The organism is Corynebacterium comes (assembly GCF_009734405.1).
GTDB classification, from domain to species: Bacteria; Actinomycetota; Actinomycetes; order Mycobacteriales; family Mycobacteriaceae; genus Corynebacterium; species Corynebacterium comes.
This window is the reverse complement of record NZ_CP046453.1, coordinates 2,633,978-2,650,710: the sequence shown is the minus strand read 5'-3', so window position 1 is coordinate 2,650,710 and position 16,733 is coordinate 2,633,978. Positions and strand designations below refer to the sequence as shown.

Sequence of the window (16,733 nt, the reverse complement as noted above, 5' to 3'; positions counted from 1 at the left end):
CGGGAAGGGATCTGATGCCGTCATGATTCGAGTGCTGCTCGCCGATGATCATGAGATCGTCCGCATGGGACTGCGTGCCGTCCTGGAGGAAGCCGAAGACATCGAGGTCGTCGGCGAGGTCGCGACCGCCGAAGCCGCCATCTCCGCCGCCCAGGCCGGTGGTATCGACGTCCTGCTCATGGACCTGCGCTTCGGTCCCGGCGTCGAAGGCACCCGCGTGACCACCGGTGCGGAGGCCACTGCCCGGATCAAGGCGTCCATGACCAACCCGCCGAAGGTGCTCGTGGTGACCAACTATGACACTGACGCGGACATCCTCGGTGCGATCGAGGCCGGCGCGGTCGGTTACATGCTCAAGGACGCCCCACCCGTGGAGCTGCTTGCCGCCGTACGTTCCGCCGCGGAGGGCGACTCGGCGCTGTCGCCGGTCGTCGCCGACCGGCTGATGACCCGCGTGCGCACCCCACGAACCTCGTTGACCCCCCGTGAACTGGAGGTGCTCACCCTCGTCGCCGCCGGTTCCTCGAACCGTGAGATCGGGCATGAGCTCATGCTCTCGGAGGCGACCGTGAAGTCCCACCTGGTCCACATCTACGACAAGCTGGGGGTGCGCTCGCGGACCTCTGCAGTGGCGGCCGCCCGCGAGCAGGGCGTGCTCTAAACGCAGGGCCGGGGTTCGCTGACTGTCAGCGACGAACCTCGGCGCGGGGAGCGTTCTCCGGGCGGGAGGCGTCGACGGTCGCCGATTTCTTCTCCCGGACGGGCCCGGGATCCATGAGCCACGCGATCAGGCAGCCGAAGACGATGCCCCAGAAGGGCGCGGTGATGCCCAGCAGTGTGATCTCGGAGAGGGTCACCAGGAAACACACCAGCGCGCCGGTGGAGAAGGCGCCGGAGAACCCCGCGACGAAGGCGTTCTTGAGCGGGGTGAGCATGGCGATGCCCGCGAGCGCCGCGACGAAGGACCCGGGCATGGCGAGCATGAATCCCACGAAGGCGGGGGAGAACAGCCCGACGGCGACGGCGCCGAGGGCGGTGACCATGGCCGCCGCGTAGTGGCGTTCCCTGCGTGGCCCGGAGGTGATGAGCGCGTTCGTCGGGCCGGTGAGGCAGGTGGTGACGTTGCCGATGAGGGCCATCGGGATGGAGACCAGTCCGCTGGCCGCCGCGGCGAGGTTGACGCCCGGCTTGTGGCCGGCCGCCTGCAGCACCGCCACCCCCTGCCCGTTCTGGACGATCACGACTGTGATCGCCAGCGGGATCACCAGCTCGATCATGGCGCCGAGGGAGAACTCGGGGGCGGTGAACACCGGGGTGGCGATGAGTCCGTCATCGAGGATGCCGGAGCCGAGACGGCCGAAGGCCAGTGCGGTTGCCGTACCGACGAGCGCGGCGACAGCGACCGGCGGGGCAACCGCCGCCACTTTCGGGACCATGCTCAGCGCGACGAAGATGATGATCATGGGTAAGGCGATGAGGGGATCACCCGTGGCGGCCGTGACCAGGTCCAGGCCGAAGCGGAGGAAGATGCCGGCGACCATCGCCATGACGATCGTGGGCGGGAGGACTGCCATGATCCGGCCGATCAGGCCGGTCCAACCCAGGAGGAACACCAGGACACCGGTCGCCAGATACGCCCCGATGACCTCGCCGAAGCTCAGGTGGGTCAGTGCGTCACCGGCGAGGACGGTGCCCGGGATGGTCCAGAAGTAGGCCTGCGGGCTGCGGTAGAGCCAGGTCAGGAACAGGGTGAGAAGACCGTTGCCCAGGAAGGCGCCGAAGATCCAGGAGGAGGTCTGGCCGGGATCAAGGTTCCCGGCGGCGGCGGCCGCGAGGATCACGGCGATGGGGCCGGAGGCGGAGAAGATCAGGGCCACCAGACCGTTACCCACCTCCTGGGGGCCGAGATCGCGGGCGATCTCCCGGAGCGAGGGGCGGGGCAGGTGTGGTCTCTCGATCGCGAGCAGAGGTGACAGAGCCATGGAGGACAGTGTGGCATGTGACACTTTCGATGGCCACGCCCCCACCCCCTCACTGCCGAGGGCAGGAGGGGTCAGGAGATCATCCGGATGCCATCAGTGCAGCTCGGGAGAGCGGGCGAATGTTCGCATTGCGCACTTTGGTACCCCCAGTGAATGGTGGACATGGCGGAAGGCGTGGCATGAGAGTTCCCCTCTCGTGCCACGCCTTCCGGGTCGGGACTATTTCCCCTGCGCCTTGTCGTAGGCGTCCATGATGCGCGCCGGGATCTTTCCGCGGTCGGACACCTCGAGGCCTTCCTTGCGCGCCCACTCGCGAACGGCGCGGGAACGCTTCATCGACGAGGTCTGTCGGGTCGTCGAACGTTGCGGGGTGGAGGTGGGTGCCGGCTGTGCCGCTGCGATCCACGGTTCCAGAGCGGAGCGGAAGGCCGCGGCATTCTCATCTGAGAGATCGAGAATGTAGTGGCTGCCGTCAACACTGAAGCGAATGGAGTTCACTTCGCTGTCTTCCAGGGCGGAATTGTCAAGGTCGTCGAAGTACTGGGTGATATCACGGCGGGCCATGATGGAGTTCTCCTTTATGCATGCGGGGGATTAGTTACTTAATTGGCAGTCCCTGAATTACGGTCTAATGCTAGCGCCAATGTACTCCATCAGTCACTATCCATCCCTTAATTAACATGGAAATAAAATGCCCGCCGAATTGTCCACTCCGGAAACAATTCGGCGGTTAATGCCGCGCCCTATTCCAATGGTGAATCAGGGACGGCGAAGACGGTCCTGAATCTCGGCGGTCACTGCATCAATATCCCGGGAAATGGTGTTATGGGCCCGGCGGCGCTGCTCGGGAGTCATGAATTCGGCGTTGTCAGTGGCGGTCATGAGCTCGGAGAGACGTTCCCGTACGTCCTGGACGAAACCGGTGGGCAGCTGACGATCATCGAGGTTCTCGCGGACCCCGTCGATACGTGCCTTGAGATCGGCGCCATGACCGGAGAAACGGGCCAATTGATCCGCGGAGACACCGACTCGGCGTGCCTTCGCGTCAACGAACTGCTCCCGGCCGGTGGTGATGGCCCGGTATATCAGCGGCAGCGTCACCGGAAGGGCGACACGGGCCAGGCTGGAGTAACGCTTGAAGGCGTCTGCGTTGAGACGGCCGGCGCGTAGCTGCTGGAGCGTGTTCTCGGCCATCTTCTGCTCGTGCTTTCGCTTGGCCTTCAGTCCCTTCTGCTCATCCTTGAGAAGGTCCTTCTCGAACTTGCTCAGCAGCCGTTCCCTCTTGAGCTGCAGCTTGGCCTCCTGTTTGGCTTCATGCTTGGCGCGCACCTTGGCAGCCTGCACCTCTGCCTTTGTCTTCGCACGGCTCTTACGGATGGCCTCGAAAATGCCCATGTCTTTTCAGCCCTTAACTTCCGGAGTGAATGGTCTGGTTCAACATTACCTGTGGCGGTGCGATATGCTCGCGCCATTGTGATTGCCCAGCACGTGAGCGCCGCCGATCTGGTGGGCTGCCGGTACCGACAGATCCAGCGGCTGAATCATCCGGAGGTTCCGCGCACCCGTGCGGCCGCGATGCGCCAGGCGCGTTCGACCGCCGCCCGCGCCGCCGTCCACGCCCGCCTGCCCGTCCGGGCTGCCCTGGGGGACAGACGCCGATTCCTGCGTATTGACCTCCCGCCGGTCCAGTTCGACGAGGACCCTTTCCATGTGGAGCTCGCGACTCTGGAGGCATTGGCGGCACAGGCCGACCTCATCACCGGCGCGGTGTTCACCGGGGTGTCGGAGGGGACCGCCTGGCGGGTCGACGTCGATCTGCTGGTGCGCCGTCCGGACGACACCTACATGCCGGTGATGATCAGCAACCACCGTGTCGCGCGTGCCGACGATCGTTCCACCACCCCTGTCATCGCCACCGGTCGACTCGGCCTGGGTGTGCCCGTGGAGGGCGCCTTCCGGTTGCGCCACCATGTCGCTGACGGCTACCGCCTGGCCTTCGCGGCGCGCGCACTCGCGGACATCGGGCTGGATTCCGGAATGGGCGGCGCCATCGGACAGGACCGGAGCCGTGCCTTCCTCGCTCCGACCGCACCGCTGCAGCCGGCGCTCGACGCCGCTCTGAACGCCGAACCGCCGACCGGCCCGCGCCGCGTGAAGGAGTGCGCCACCTGCCGTTTTCGGCCGTTGTGTGAAGCGGACCTGCGCGCTTCCGACGACATTTCCCTCTACCTGTCCGGTGATCGGGCGCGTGACTTCCGGACCCGGGGCATCAACACCGTGGCCGGGCTCATCGACGCCGACCTCGGGCAGGCCAGTGAACTCGCCGCCGCCTGGCGGGAAGGAACTGTCCTTCTGCGTAGAGGGGACACGGTGACCGCGCCTGCGACCGACGTGGAGATCGACGTCGACATGGAGGCATACCTCGACCAGGGCGCCTACCTGTGGGGGGCCTACGACGGCGAGAGCTACCACCCCTTCGTCACCTGGATCCCGCTCGGCGGGGACGCCGAGGCCGAGAACTTTGCCCGCTTCTGGCACTGGCTGATGGACAGACGCGCCCGGGCGTACGCCGAGGGCCGGACCTTTGCCGCCTACTGCTGGTCCAACAACGGCGAGAACCACTGGTTGAAGATGTCCGCCCGACGCTTCGGCGGTCGGGTGTTCGGCGACGTCACGGTGCCCGGCGAGGCAGAGGTGCAGGCGTTCATCGGCGGCGACGAGTGGATCGACGTGTTCAAGCTGGTGCGCGCGCAGTTGGTGGGCCCCTCGGGCCTGGGACTGAAGGTCGTGGCCCCCGAGGCCGGTTACACCTGGAGCGACGGGGATTTCGACGGCGAGGAGTCCGTCAACGCGCGCCGCATCTCCCGGGGTTCGGATGCCGCAGCGATGCAGGCACGTGAGCAGCTGCTGCGCTACAACGAGGATGACTGCCGCGCCACCGCCGCCGTACGGCACTGGCTCCGAGCGGGCGCGCCGGGGACTCCGCGACTGGGTGGATAGCGGGTCAGGCAGGCCGGCGGCGTCTGAGCACGACGGCGATCACGACCACGAGGGCCAGCATCGCCGCCAGAACGAGGACGAATCCGGTCCAGCTGACACTCATGAACACCGCACCCGTCGCCGCGCCCACCAGGGAGGACCCGGCGTAGTAGCTGAACAGGTACATGCTCGAGGCCTCCGCGCGGTGGTCGGTGGCGGCCAGGCCGATCCAGCTGGAGGCGGTGGAGTGCATGGCGAAGAACGCCGCCGTGAACAGGAACAGGCCCAGCAGTGCCAGGGGGAGCCGGCCGGACGCCGTCGACAGGAGGCCCACCAGCATGAGGGCGGCCCCGCCCGCCAGGACGGTGCCCTGTCCGTACCTGTCGGCCATCGCGCCCGCCCGGGAGGAGCTCCAGGTGCCCGACAGGTACATGAGGAACACCACGCCCACCAGCGCGGGGGAGAGTCCGAAGTGGTCGATCATCCGGAAGCCGAGGTAGTTGTACAGCGACACGAACACGCCCATCCCCACGAAGGCGATCAGGAAAAGACCCAGCAGCTGCGGGTTACGCAGGTGCCCGACCATGGCGGTGACCTCGGAGCGCAGGCCGATCTGTTTGGGGGTGAAGTTCTTCTGCCGGGGCAGCAGGACCGTCATGACGATGGCGGTGAGCAGCGCGATCGTGGAGGCGATGAACAGGGCGGTACGCCAGCCCATGAGTTCGAGCAGTCCCGCCGGGATGAGTCGGCCGGTGAGCCCCCCGACGGTGGTGCCGGCGATGTAGATGCCCATGGCGCGACCCAGGTCAAGGGGTGCCACCTCCTCGGAAAGCCAGGTCATGGCCACGGCAGGTACGCCCGCGACGGCGATGCCCTGCAGTCCGCGAAGCGCGATGAGGGCCGCGGCGTTGGGGGCCAGCGGGATGAACAGGCCGAGTGCGGTGGCGGCAAGTGCCGAGATGACCAGGATCCGGCCCCGGCCGAAGCGCTCGGAGAGGATCGACATGGGCACGATGCACACCGCCAGCATGCCCGTGGTCGCGGAGACGGTCAGTGCCGCCTCGGTGGGGGTGATGTCCAGGTCCTCGACGAGGATGGGCAGCAGGGCCTGCGTCGCGTAGAGGGCGTTGAATGTCGCCAGTCCGGCGGCGAGCATGGCGAGGACGGCGCGTGGGTACTCGCGGTCGCCGCGCCGCAGACCGGTGATGGGGGGCATCTCACCATGGTCGCCCACCGGGTCTGATGTGTAAAATGCGGCAGACAGCGGATGTCGATACGATCTGTGCATGATTAACGTGTCGGCCGTTGACCTGCAGGGTTTCATCGCCGTCGCCGAGTCCGGACACCTCACCGGGGCCGCGGCCGGCGCCGGCGTATCCCAGCCGACCTTCACCCGCCGGATCCGACGCGTGGAGAACGCCGTCGGCGCAGACCTCTTCGACCGCGTCGGACGCCAGATGGTGATCAACGCCCGGGGTCGCGCCTACCTGCCGCACGCCCGCGCCGTGCTCGCGGAGCTCGAGGTGGGCCGGACGAAGGTGGCCCGCCTCATGGACCCCGAACGCGGCACCGTCCGTCTCGACTTCATGCACTCGCTGGGCACCTGGCTGGTCCCCGACCTGCTCCGCGACTACCTCGCCCTGCATCCGGGAGTGGACTTCCGTCTCCATCAGGGGGCGGCGCGTGTCCTGGTCGACCGGGTGCTTGCCGACGCCGCCGACATCGCCCTGGTCGGTCCCCGCCCGCCCGAGGCGGGAGGCGCCCTCGGCTGGCACCAGCTGGAACTCCAGCGCCTGGCACTGGCAGTGCCGGAGGGGCACCGGCTGGCCCGGGAAGGTCCCGTTGACCTGCGTGAGGCGGCGGGGGAACCCTTCGTGGGCATGCTCCCGGGTTATGGCACCCGCATGCTGCTCGACCGCATCGCCGGGGAGCTGGGATTCAGCCCTGAGCTGGTCTTCGAGTCGATGGAACTGACCACCGTGGCGGGACTCGTGTCTGCGGGCCTGGGGGTGGCACTCCTGCCGCTGGATGATCCGTACCTGGCGCCCGTCGGCATCGTCCTGCGCCCCCTGGAGCCGCCCCGGCACCGGGAACTCGGGCTGGTGTGGCGGGCCGGCGCCGGGGAGGCGCCGCCGGTGGATCAGTTCCGGCGCTTCGTCCTCACCCGCTGAGGCCGAGATGGAACGGCGAACGCCGCCGGTCCCCGGAGGGACGGGCGGCGTCGATGAGCAGAAGAGGTCTACTTCGCGGAAGCGTAACGCTGCGCGACGTCCTCCCAGTTGAAGATGTTCCAGACTGCCTTGACGTAGTCAGCCTTGACGTTCTTGTACTGCAGGTAGAAGGCGTGCTCCCACATGTCCAGCATCAGCAGCGGGGTCAGGTTGATGGAGATGTTGCCCTGCTGATCGGTCATCTGCTCGATGACGAGGCGGCCTGCGATGTGGTCATAACCCAGGACGGCCCAGCCGGAGCCCTGCAGGCCCAGCGCGGCAGCATTGAAGTGCGCCTGAAACTTCTCGAAGGAACCGAAGTCGCGGTCGATGGCCTCGGCCAGCTCGCCGGCGGGAGCGCCGCCACCGTTCGGGGAGAGGTTCTTCCAGAAGATGGAGTGGTTGGTGTGGCCACCCAGGTTGAAGGCCAGGTTCTTGGACAGTGCGCGGACGCGGTCCGGGTTGGCCTCGCCGTTGCGCTCTGCCTCGAGTGCCTCCAGGGCAGCGTTTGCGCCGCCGACGTAGGTGGCGTGGTGCTTGGAGTGGTGCAGCTCCATGATCTCGGCGGAGATGTGCGGCTCCAGGGCATCGTAGGCGTAATCGAGCTCCGGAAGTTCGTAGACTGCCATGTTGTTCTCTTTCTTTTCGTCTAAACAAGGGGCGCCCCCGACTGTACCGCCGGGACGCGCTGTATCTCCATGATAAGTCAAAACATCAATTTCGCAACGTTATTGTTGCCGAATTGGATCAGTGCAGGTGGCGGCCCGGGAAAGGGCGGGCGTAGAGTGGGCACCATGTCGTGGATGTTTGCTCGCACCCCTGAACTCGTACCCGCCGAGAAGGCCCTGCCCGGTCGGGAAACCCCCGTCCTGGGCAACCCGCGCCCGCACGCCGTCCTGGGCACCCCGATCACCGGCCCATGGCTTCCGGGCCAGCGCTCCCTGCTCGTGGGCATCGGCTGCTTCTGGGGCGTGGAGAAGATGTACTGGCAGATGCCCGGCGTCGAAGCAACCTCCGCGGGTTACGCCGGCGGGGCGACGAAGAATCCCACCTACCGCGAGGTGTGCTCCGGCCAGACGAACCATGCCGAGGTGGTCGAGGTCGTGTACGACCCCGCGAAGGTGTCCCTGCGGGAACTGGTCGCTGCCGCGCTGGAGAACCACGACCCGACCCAGGGCATGCGGCAGGGCAACGACGTGGGCACCCAGTACCGTTCCGCGTTCTACACCGTGGGGGAGCAGGCGGAGGCGGAGCGGGACGAGATCCAGGCGATCGTCGACGCCTATGCCGCCCAGCTCGAGGGGCACGGTTTCGGGAAGGTGACCACCGAGGTCAGGACCCTCGCCGACACCGACTCAGGCGCCTACTACCTCGCCGAGGACGAGCACCAGCAGTACCTGCACAAGGTGCCCCACGGTTATTGCCCGCACCACTCCACCGGGGTGGCCTGCCGCCTGCCGGACTGAGGCCAGACGATCTCGGCGAGGGAGCGGACGGAGCCTGTCGACGCAGCCCCCTCCCTCACCAGGTGGATCGCCGCCAGCCCGGCGCGTCGTGCGCCTTCGACGTCATTGGCCCAGGAGTCGCCGATCATGACGGTGTCCGCCGCCTGAACCCCCAGCCTTTCGAGCGCCCCCAGGTAGGCCTCCGGCCGGGGTTTCGGGGCGCCGATCTCCACGGTGGCGCACATGACCATCCCCTCCCGCCACAGCCCGGTGCTCTCCAGCTTGGCCCGCTGCATGACCTCCGCGCCATTGGTGAGGATCCCCACCTTCAGGCCCACAGCCAATGCGCTGTTCAGGGACGCCGCGGCGTCGGGGTACGCCCGCCAGTTCTCCCGGTACACGCTCAGGTAGTACCCGTAGAGTCCGAGGGCCTCGGTGTCACTCAGCTCCGGCCGGTCGAGGAATTCCCGGCACCGTTCGATGCGTTGGCCCAGGTGGCTGACCTCGCCGTTCTCGAAGCGGGTGAACCACCGACGTTCGATGTCCGACCACCGGTCCCACTGGTTTTCCGGCATCCCGAGGGAGCGGCACCAGGCGTCGACGCCCGCGCGTGCTGCGTGATCGTGGTCGACGAGGGTGCCGTCCAGGTCAAAGAGGACGGCCGTCGTGTGTGCGGGAAGGTGCATGGCCGTGATTCTATGCGGGCGGTGGGCGGGGCCGACGGGGAAGCGGAAGAGACACTCCAGGTCAGCCACGGGTAATGCAGGTTACGTCGACATGAAATGTTGAACGCCTGGTTGGCATCTTTTCGCTCCGGGGGAGACAATGAGCGCCGTGAGGAAGACAGGGCAGTACCGCATCGGTCCCCGGTTCACGCGACGGGGTCTTCTTCAGGGCACTCTCGTGGCAGGCGCGGCTGCGGCCGCACCAAGTTCGCTGACGCGGGTCCGGGCGTCCGACGTCCAGGCCTACGCTGACGCGGACCTCGCCGTCCTGCACGCCCCCCGCCCCTATGTCGATCCGGAACATCATGTGTTCATGCACGGTGTCGCCTCGGGCGATCCGCTGCCGAATTCCGTGATCCTGTGGACGAGGGTGACTCCGACGCCGGATGCGGTGCCCGGCTCCGGTATCGGCCCCGCCGTGCAGTTGCGCTGGGAGATGGCGGAGGACCCCGAGTTCACCCAGGTGACCCGTTCGGGCACCGCCACCGCCAGCGCGATGAACGACCACACCGTGCACGTCGACCCCTTCGGCCTGCGCCCCGGCACCGTGTACCACTACCGCTTCTCCGTGCTGGACGGCGAGCACGCGGGCCGGACGTCACCGGTCGGCCGCACGCTGACGGCGCCGGGGGATGAGGAGGACGTCGAGAAGCTGCGGCTCGCGGTGTGCTCGTGCGCGAACTTCGAGGCGGGCTACTTCTCCGCGTACTCCGACATCGCGCGTCGGGCATACGCCGGGGAGATCGACATCGTGGTGCACATGGGCGACTACCTCTACGAATTCGCCTCCGGCGAGTACGCCGGAAAATACGGTGTCGTCCGCCCGCACGTGCCCACCTGGGAGATCCGCACCCTGGCGGACTACCGCTCCCGCCACGGCCACTACCGCCGCGACGTCGAGCTGCAGCAGGCGCACGCCGCCGCACCCTGGGTGGTCACCTGGGATGACCACGAGATCGCCAACGACTCCTGGGCCGACGGTGCGAAAGGGCACGACCCGTTCCACGGCGACTGGGGGACGCGCCGCGACGCCGCGATGCAGGCCTACCTCGAATGGCTCCCCGTCCGGGGCACCTCGCCTTCCCGCGGCGGGCGCATCTACCGGACCCTGCGTTACGGGCGTCTGGCGGAGGTGCACATGCTGGACCTGCGCTCCTACCGCAGCGCGCCGGGCATGCTGCACCCGGTGCAGCGCAACAGCATCGACCGCACGATCATGGGTTCCGAGCAGTTCGACTGGCTGGCCGGCCGACTGGGCACCGGCAGCGCCCGGTGGAACCTCATCGGGACATCCGTGATGATGGCCCCCCTCAACCTGATCCACATCGACCAGGTCGTGCGTTCGCAGCTCACGGACATGGTGGGACTCGACGTCGCCGGCACACCCGTCAACGTCGACCAGTGGGACGGGTACGTCGCTGACCGCGACCGCCTGCTCGACCTGCTGGCGAAGGACCACGGCCACGGCCGCAACGTCTTTCTCACCGGGGACATCCACTCCGAGTGGGCCAGCCACATCCGCCACCGCAATCGTGTCGTCGCGGCTGAACTGGTCTGCTCCTCGGTGACCGCGGCCAATGTCGACGAGCGCCTCGGCCTCGCGGAGAACAGCCCGCTCTCCCAGACCGCCGAGCGCCACGTGCTGGCGCACAACCCGCACATCCGGCACGTGGACCTGGACGCCCACGGCTACGCCACCCTCACCGTCCACCCGACCCACGTCGAGATGGCGTGGCACCGGGTCCTCGACGTCACCGTCGCCGGTTCGCCGGTGGTGGCGGGCCCCGGTCTGCGTTACGACGGCACCGTGCTCACCGCTTGACGGCGTCGCGCCGGATGAACACCTCCGCGCGTCGGGCGATGCGACGGTCCAGCCGGAGCGTGGCGTGCTCACCGAGGACCGCGTCCCAGTACCAGAGCATCTCGGCGTGGTACTGGTGTCCGTGCCCCCCGGGCACCAGCAACGAGGTCAGCTGATCCAGTCCGATCTGCCACCCCGTGATGAACGGCACCCAGCGCATCCCGTGGAACACGTCCAGACGCTGGGGGCGGGGAGCGGGCACGCCGCGGGAACCGGGTTCGCTGAGCCACGCGGGGCGTCGCCAGAACAGGTCCGCCTCCCACCACACGATGGGGTCGGAGGCGTGCTGCGCCACCACCACCCGGGGATAGGCCCACTCGTTGGCGTAGGCCATGCCGGTGAACTCCTGGTGCAGGTGCTCGGGGTGGGAGACGAAGCGGATGTGCCGGCCGCCGTCGATGACCGGGAGGCGTTCAGGGGAGCCGGGGTCGCGGGCGTCGGTCAGCTCACGAAGCATCCGGGTGAATCGGGGGGAGCCGGACAGGACGGCGCCGTCGGTACGCGCGAGGAGGTCATCGAGGCTGTCGAAGGAGTTGGCGACGCCGTAGCCGCCGAGGGATTCCCCGGCGACGTAGAACTTCGGCCGGTCGGCCGGAGCCATCCTGTCGAGGCGGTCGAGGAGCGCGGCCAGGAGGATCCGGGAGGCACGGACCGGGGTGTCGCGGTCCACCAGATATGACACGGCCGAGGGCAGGAAAGAATACTGCATGGCCACGGTGGCGCAGTCACCGCCGGTGAGGAACTCCACCGCGTCCACCGACCAGTCCGTGATCCAACCGGTGCCGGCAGAGGTCTGCATGACCAGGGTGCTCCTGCGGAAGGCGCCGGTACGGTCCATCTCCGCCAGGATCAGCCGGGCAGCGGCCTCCAGAGAACGGCCAGGCACCAGACCGACGAAGATCCGGATCGGTTCACGGGTCACGGCCAGACCCGTGACCTCGGCGATGTCCCTGGCACGCGGCCCCAACGAGAGTACGGCCCGCCCCTGCGAACCCACCGCCGACCACCGCTCCAGGGAGCAGGGGGAGCCGGAACGTTCCGGCTCCCCCGGCATGCTGGTGCCGGGGAAGATGGACTGGTTGACGTTTTCTGCCCGACGGGAGAGGCCCGCCAGGATCCGTCGCACGAGCACCCTGTCGCTGAGGACGAGAACCAGCCCGGTTACGCCACCGGCGGCGAGCGACCACGCGACGCCCAGCGGCATCCAGCGGGACAGGCGCCTGCCGAGATGGTCGACGGACACCTGGGCGGCGTCGCCAAGCAGAAGCAGGACGCCGTACCCCGCGGTGCCCACGAGGCCGCCGAGCAGCGCGTGCGTGCCACCGCGTTCCCGTTCCACCCGCACCAGGCGGGCCTGCTGCTCCTGTCGGCGCAGGCTCAGGAGCACGGCCACCGCGGTCACCGTCGCCATCGTCGAATGGCCGGTCTCCAGCCAGAATCTGCGCACCCTGGCCGGCGGCTGCAGATCGTGGCGTGTCAGCCACCGGTTCACGGAGAAGGAGAGGCCGGTGCCCACGAGATGGCCCGCACCCTGGCAGATCGCGACGTTCGCCGCGGTGACCCACCATGGGCGGGGAAGCAGGGACGGGGAGATCGCCCACCAGGTGCTCACCTCCGCCCCCAGGATCCCGGCGCCGAGGTTCTCCGGGAGGCGACGGCGCCGGGTCATCCGGAAACCGGGTATGAGATCCGCGGTGACCTCCAGGGCAAACGCCGCTCCCTTGAGGCCGTGCACGGCCACGGGGGCCGTGGCGGCCAGGAGTTGCTGGCGCAGGCGGCTGGAGACCCTCATGAGGGCTGATTCTGGCAGAGCGACGACGGTTTCGCAGGGTATGCGGCGGGGCTCCTCCCCTCAGGAGCGTCCACCTGTTCGAGGTGCCGAACTGCTCCCCGAGGGGCACAATGGGGGGAAGTAACACCCATCATCGCGCGCGTACGGAGGCTGGCAGTGGACAGCAGGCTGCAGGAACTGATCAACGAGGTCGACGACCTCATCAAGGCGCTCGAGAAATCGGAAGAGGACAAGGCCGGGGCCATCGCCAAGGTCGCCGCCAACCACCGCCTCGGTGCCGTCAACCTGGTGCACTACGCGGAGCTCCGCAGGCATGACATCCGCAAGATGCAGAACGAACTCGCCTCCGTGGGCGCCACCCGTCTGACCACGACCGAGCCGGCCGTCATCGCTCGCCTGCAGGCGGCGCGCAACGTCCTCTCCGCCTACGCCGGGGAGGAACTGAAGTACCGGGGCACCGAGGTCAGTGACGCCTTCGCGCTGGCGGACGACATCCTCGAGGAGCACGCCACCACCCTCTTCGGTGAGTCCTCCGAGGAAACCCACTCCCGCATCATGGTGACCCTGCCGAGCGAGGCCGGCGAGGACCTTGACCTGGTCCGCGGCTTCGCCGATGCCGGCATGGAGCTCGCCCGCATCAACTGCGCCCACGACGGCCCGGCGGTGTGGGAACGCATGATCGCCAACGTCCACACCGCCGCCGAAGAGGCCGGCCGCGAGATCAAGGTGGCCATGGACCTGGCCGGACCCAAGGTCCGCACCGGTGAGATTGCGCCCGGCCCCGCCGTCGGCCGCGCCCGGGTCACCCGCACCGACACCGGCCAGGTGATCACCCCGGCCAAGCTGTGGCTGACACCGGACGACCTGCCCGGGGACCAGACCCCGCCGGTCCCCGCAGACCTGCCGGGCCGTCCGGCCCTGGCGCTCAGAGTCAACCGCGAGTGGCTGGGCAAACTGACGGAGGGCGCCGAGATCTCCCTCCACGACACCCGTGACGCCAAGCGCAGGTTCACCGTCGCCCGCATCGAGGGCGGCGGGGTACTCGCCGAGGGGCAGCGCAACGCCTACATCTCCGACTCCACCCTCCTGGAGCACGACTGGGAGAAGACCCGCGTCTCCGGCGTGCCCGCCACCGAGCAGCGCCTGCGGCTGTTCGTCGGCGACCGCCTCATCCTCACCGACGACCAGGCCCCTGCGGAACCCGCGCCGGGCTGGAACCCGCGGATCAGCTGCACCCTGCCCGAGGCGGTCGCGGCCATCCAGGTCGGCCATCCCGTGCTCTTCGACGACGGTTCCATCGCCGCCCGCGCCACCTGCAGGCAGACCACCCCGGAGGGCCACACGGAGATCGGACTGGAGGTCACCCGCGCCCGGCCGGAGGGCGTGAACCTCGCCGCCTACAAGGGCATCAACCTGCCGCAGACGTTCCTGCCGCTGCCCAGCCTCACCGAGGAGGACATCGAGGCATTCCGTTTCGTCGCCGCACACGGCGACATCGCCGACATATCTTTCATCCGTGACGAGCAGGACGTCGCCTTCGTCCTGGACACCCTGGAGAAGATCGCGCAGGAATCCGATGACCCGGAGCGCGTGCGCAACCTGGGCATCGTGCTCAAGATCGAGACCATCCCCGCCTACGAGGGCCTCTGCAGCGTGCTGCTCGAGGGCATGCGCCACCCGAACCTCGGTGTGATGATCGCCCGCGGGGACCTGGCCGTCGAGCTCGGTTTCCACCGCATGGCCGAGGTGCCGCGACTGATCTCCCAGATGGCGGAGGCCGCGCACGTGCCCACCGTCATGGCGACCCAGATCCTGGAGAACCTGGCCAAGTCCGGCCTGCCCTCGCGCGCAGAGATCACCGACGCCGGCTACGCCCTGCGCTCCGAGGCGGTCATGCTCAACAAGGGTCCGCACATCACTGACGCCATCCGTATCCTGCACACCCTCTCCACCAGCCTGGGCCGTTCGCAGCGCAAGAATCGTCAGCTGCTGCGTCGTATCGGCAGCTGGGTTCCCAACGGCAACGAGTGACCCGTGAAAATCATCGCCCACCGCGGTTACTCCGCCAAGTACCCGGAGCTCACGCAGCTCGCCTTCGACAAGGCCCTTGAACTGCCGGTCCACGGCGTGGAATGCGACGTTCGCCTCACGCTCGACGGTGAGGTGGTGCTCATCCACGATCCCATCATCGATCGCGTCGCCGATGGTCACGGCCGGGTGTCCAACGCCACCCTGGCACGCCTGCGCGACCACAACTTCGGCGACGAGAAACATCCCCAGCAGGTCCTCACCCTGGCGGAGGCGCTGGAAATGGTGAAGGCGCACGACGGCAAACACCTCTACATCGAGACCAAACATCCGATGCGCTACGGCCGCATCCTGGAGGAACAGGTCGTGCGCCAGCTCCGGCATGCCTCGCTTCTCGACGACCCCCGCATCCACCTCATCTCCTTCTCCGCCGCCGCGATCGCCCGGATGCGCCATATCGCCCCCGACGTCGACCGCATCCATCTGCGCCGCAAGATCGAACGCTGGCTGAACCCCGTCGACACCCACCCCGGGAAGCCCACCGGACTCGGCATTTCCCTGTGGCGTGCCCGCAGGAGGCCCGATCTCATCGGCAGCCACGGCCTGCCCACCTACCTGTGGACGGTCAACGATCCCGCGGACATGCTGTGGGCCCGTGCGCAGGGCGTCGACATGATGGCCACCGATGATCCCGAACTGGCACTCCGTACCCTCGGGAACTGACCCGTGCAGGTATCTTTGACCCATGGCCAAGAAGATCAAGAAGAACGAGAACCTGCCCGAGGGCATGAGCCGCCGTGAAGCGAAGCTCGCCGCCCGCGCCGCCGAAAGAGCCTCCCTCGAGAAGGAGGCCCGCCCCTACGGCGGCATCGGCGGCGAGGCGGACCTCATCGCCCTGCAGGAGTTCGTCCCCTCCGCGGTGGCCAAAGTCGCCGTCAACGGTATCGACCGCGACGTCTACATCGCCACCGTCCTGCCCGGCGGTTCCGCGGCGCTCATCCGTGAGGAAGCCGACGGCGGCGACGCCTACGTCGCCCTGCAGACCGCGTCCCCGAGCCAGAACCCCGGCCGCGACCTCGCCTACGCCCTCAACTGGGTGAAGAGCGCCCAGCCCGGTCAGAACCTGGATTCCGGTATCGCCGACGGTTCCCAGCCGGCTCTGAGCGAGCTCATCTCCGCTGACGCAGAGCTGGAGGTCACCGAGCACCAGGACTTCAACTGGTGGCTCCCGGAGGGTTTCGAGCTCGATCAGGTCACCGGTCAGGCCCTCCAGAGCGCCAATGATTCCGTCGTGGAATCCCACCGCGTGGACACCGGGATCCCCGGCGCAGTCTGGTGGGTCAACCCCGGCGGCGGCAAGGCGCACATCCGCTGGATCCGCCCCGACGACAACGAGGACGCCCTGCTCAACGCGCTTGCACGTGTCGCCGCCCGTGGTGAATTCAACCTGGGTGAAGGCACCAGGTTTGCCGGCGTCTTCCGTACCCACGGCATCATCGTCCCGGTCTTCGACCTCGACCCGTCGGTCCCCTTCGACTCCTACGGCGATGAGCTGGAGCGCGTGTCCTCGGCCGTTGACGCCGAGATCGCCAACGACGCCCAGCTCAGCAGCGAGGAGCGCAAGCAGCTGCAGAACATCAAGTCCCGCCAGGTGACCATCCGCTAGGGCGTGTCTCCTAAATAGGTTGGTCGGTGGGGCGATACTGGATCG

General features: G+C 67.9%; 15 protein-coding genes. 8 read left to right on the top strand and 7 right to left on the bottom strand.

Annotated elements, in window-relative coordinates; translation table 11 throughout:
• Positions 1-22 precede the first annotated feature (22 nt).
• Complete coding sequence (locus tag CETAM_RS12565) at positions 23-661, top strand: LuxR C-terminal-related transcriptional regulator (protein WP_156229165.1); 639 nt, start codon at positions 23-25, stop codon at positions 659-661.
• 25 nt (positions 662-686) lie between these two features.
• On the opposite strand, the gene CETAM_RS12560 is transcribed toward CETAM_RS12565, so the two are convergent.
• The 3 genes from CETAM_RS12560 to CETAM_RS12550 form a co-directional block, all read right to left on the bottom strand.
• Positions 687-1,982, bottom strand: a complete 1,296-nt coding sequence (locus tag CETAM_RS12560) for a benzoate/H(+) symporter BenE family transporter (protein ID WP_156229164.1) — start codon at positions 1,980-1,982, stop codon at positions 687-689.
• Positions 1,983-2,201: 219 nt separating this feature from the next.
• Complete coding sequence (locus CETAM_RS12555; RefSeq protein ID WP_156229163.1) at positions 2,202-2,546, bottom strand: histone-like nucleoid-structuring protein Lsr2; 345 nt, start codon at positions 2,544-2,546, stop codon at positions 2,202-2,204.
• Between the two features lie 195 nt (positions 2,547-2,741).
• On the bottom strand, positions 2,742-3,377 hold the full coding sequence (locus CETAM_RS12550; RefSeq protein ID WP_156229162.1) for a DUF6474 family protein: 636 nt from the start codon (positions 3,375-3,377) through the stop codon (positions 2,742-2,744).
• Positions 3,378-3,455: 78 nt separating this feature from the next.
• Here CETAM_RS12550 and CETAM_RS12545 point away from each other — a divergent pair, with 78 nt between their 5' ends.
• Positions 3,456-4,982, top strand: coding sequence for a TM0106 family RecB-like putative nuclease (locus CETAM_RS12545; protein WP_231587512.1), 1,527 nt, complete (start codon positions 3,456-3,458; stop codon positions 4,980-4,982).
• A 4-nt stretch (positions 4,983-4,986) separates the two neighbouring features.
• Here CETAM_RS12545 and CETAM_RS12540 read toward each other — a convergent pair whose 3' ends face one another.
• On the bottom strand, positions 4,987-6,177 hold the full coding sequence (locus CETAM_RS12540) for an MFS transporter (RefSeq protein ID WP_231587511.1): 1,191 nt from the start codon (positions 6,175-6,177) through the stop codon (positions 4,987-4,989).
• A 70-nt stretch (positions 6,178-6,247) separates the two neighbouring features.
• Between CETAM_RS12540 and CETAM_RS12535 the strand changes: the two genes are divergently transcribed.
• Positions 6,248-7,132, top strand: coding sequence for a LysR family transcriptional regulator (locus CETAM_RS12535; RefSeq protein WP_156229159.1), 885 nt, complete (start codon positions 6,248-6,250; stop codon positions 7,130-7,132).
• A gap of 68 nt (positions 7,133-7,200) precedes the next feature.
• Here the strand turns inward: CETAM_RS12535 and CETAM_RS12530 are convergent, their stop codons facing one another.
• Positions 7,201-7,800, bottom strand: coding sequence for a superoxide dismutase (locus CETAM_RS12530; RefSeq protein WP_156229158.1), 600 nt, complete (start codon positions 7,798-7,800; stop codon positions 7,201-7,203).
• 165 nt (positions 7,801-7,965) lie between these two features.
• On the opposite strand from CETAM_RS12530, the gene msrA reads away from it, so the two are divergent.
• Positions 7,966-8,637 (top strand): peptide-methionine (S)-S-oxide reductase MsrA, encoded by a 672-nt coding sequence (gene msrA / locus CETAM_RS12525; protein WP_156229157.1) that lies wholly within the window; start codon positions 7,966-7,968, stop codon positions 8,635-8,637.
• On the opposite strand, the gene CETAM_RS12520 is transcribed toward msrA, so the two are convergent.
• The gene (locus CETAM_RS12520) at positions 8,589-9,302 is read right to left on the bottom strand and encodes an HAD family hydrolase (protein WP_156229156.1); all 714 of its coding nucleotides are present in this window, start codon (positions 9,300-9,302) and stop codon (positions 8,589-8,591) included. The genes msrA and CETAM_RS12520 overlap by 49 nt on opposite strands.
• A 352-nt stretch (positions 9,303-9,654) precedes the next feature.
• Here CETAM_RS12520 and CETAM_RS12515 point away from each other — a divergent pair, with 352 nt between their 5' ends.
• Positions 9,655-11,163 (top strand): alkaline phosphatase D family protein, encoded by a 1,509-nt coding sequence (locus CETAM_RS12515; RefSeq protein WP_231587673.1) that lies wholly within the window; start codon positions 9,655-9,657, stop codon positions 11,161-11,163.
• On the opposite strand, the gene CETAM_RS12510 is transcribed toward CETAM_RS12515, so the two are convergent.
• Positions 11,153-12,994: an alpha/beta-hydrolase family protein gene (locus CETAM_RS12510; RefSeq protein WP_156229154.1), complete on the bottom strand. Its 1,842-nt coding sequence runs from the start codon at positions 12,992-12,994 to the stop codon at positions 11,153-11,155. The two genes, CETAM_RS12515 and CETAM_RS12510, sit on opposite strands and share 11 nt — an antisense overlap.
• Positions 12,995-13,150: 156 nt before the next feature.
• Here CETAM_RS12510 and CETAM_RS12505 point away from each other — a divergent pair, with 156 nt between their 5' ends.
• From CETAM_RS12505 to CETAM_RS12495, 3 genes are read left to right on the top strand one after another with little or no spacing between them, the layout of a single operon-like run.
• The gene (locus CETAM_RS12505) at positions 13,151-15,025 is read left to right on the top strand and encodes a pyruvate kinase (RefSeq protein ID WP_156229153.1); all 1,875 of its coding nucleotides are present in this window, start codon (positions 13,151-13,153) and stop codon (positions 15,023-15,025) included.
• Positions 15,026-15,028: 3 nt separating this feature from the next.
• On the top strand, positions 15,029-15,745 hold the full coding sequence (locus CETAM_RS12500; RefSeq protein ID WP_156229152.1) for a glycerophosphodiester phosphodiesterase family protein: 717 nt from the start codon (positions 15,029-15,031) through the stop codon (positions 15,743-15,745).
• Between the two features lie 22 nt (positions 15,746-15,767).
• On the top strand, positions 15,768-16,688 hold the full coding sequence (locus tag CETAM_RS12495) for a DUF5926 family protein (RefSeq protein WP_156229151.1): 921 nt from the start codon (positions 15,768-15,770) through the stop codon (positions 16,686-16,688).
• Positions 16,689-16,733: the final 45 nt, after the last annotated feature.